This window comes from Escherichia sp. TW14182, from assembly GCF_000208525.1.
In the GTDB taxonomy this organism is placed as follows: domain Bacteria; phylum Pseudomonadota; class Gammaproteobacteria; order Enterobacterales; family Enterobacteriaceae; genus Escherichia; species Escherichia ruysiae.
In genome coordinates this window covers 1-1,088 of the sequence record NZ_AEJZ01000531.1, presented here as the reverse complement: position 1 = coordinate 1,088, position 1,088 = coordinate 1, and the positions used below count along the sequence as shown (strand labels likewise).

The window sequence follows — 1,088 nt, the reverse complement described above, 5'->3', positions numbered from 1 at the left end:
AATTAGCTCAGAACTTTAGCTACAACGCCCGCGCCAACGGTACGGCCGCCTTCACGGATTGCGAAACGCAGACCGTCGTCCATCGCGATCGGGTGGATCAGGGTAACAACCATTTTGATGTTGTCGCCCGGCATTACCATCTCTACGCCTTCCGGCAGTTCGATAGTACCAGTCACGTCAGTAGTACGGAAGTAGAACTGCGGACGGTAGCCTTTGAAGAACGGAGTATGACGGCCGCCTTCATCTTTGGACAGAATGTACACTTCAGATTCGAACTTGGTGTGCGGCTTGATGGTGCCCGGCTTAGCCAGTACCTGACCACGTTCGATTTCTTCACGTTTGATACCACGCAGCAGAACACCTACGTTCTCACCAGCACGGCCTTCGTCCAGCAGTTTGCGGAACATTTCAACGCCAGTACAGGTAGACTTCTGAGTCTCTTTGATACCAACGATTTCAACTTCTTCACCAACTTTGATGATACCGCGTTCTACACGACCGGTAACAACGGTACCACGACCGGAGATGGAGAATACGTCTTCGATCGGCAGCAGGAACGGCTTGTCAATCGCACGCTCTGGTTCCGGAATGTAAGAATCCAGGAAGCCAGCCAGTTCCAGGATTTTCGCTTCCCACTCTGCGTCGCCTTCCAGCGCTTTCAGAGCAGAACCACGAACGATCGGAGTGTCGTCGCCCGGGAAGTCGTACTGAGACAGAAGTTCACGAACTTCCATTTCAACCAGTTCCAGCAGCTCTTCGTCATCAACCATGTCGCATTTGTTCAGGAACACGATGATGTACGGAACGCCTACCTGACGACCCAGCAGGATGTGCTCACGAGTCTGCGGCATCGGGCCGTCAGTCGCAGCAACAACCAGGATCGCGCCGTCCATCTGCGCAGCACCGGTGATCATGTTTTTAACATAGTCGGCGTGCCCCGGGCAGTCTACGTGTGCGTAGTGACGGGTCGGGGTGTCGTATTCAACGTGAGAAGTGTTGATGGTGATACCACGAGCTTTTTCTTCCGGCGCGTTATCGATCTGGTCGAATGCGCGAGCAGCACCGCCGTAGGTTTTAGCCAGTACGGT

At 54.0% G+C, this 1,088-nt stretch carries 1 protein-coding gene; it reads right to left on the bottom strand.

Features of this window, described 5'->3' with window-relative positions:
• Positions 1-2: 2 nt before the first annotated feature.
• The coding region (gene tuf, locus EQY_RS0123890; protein ID WP_000319737.1) for an elongation factor Tu at positions 3-1,088 on the bottom strand (1,086 nt) is incomplete at its 5' end.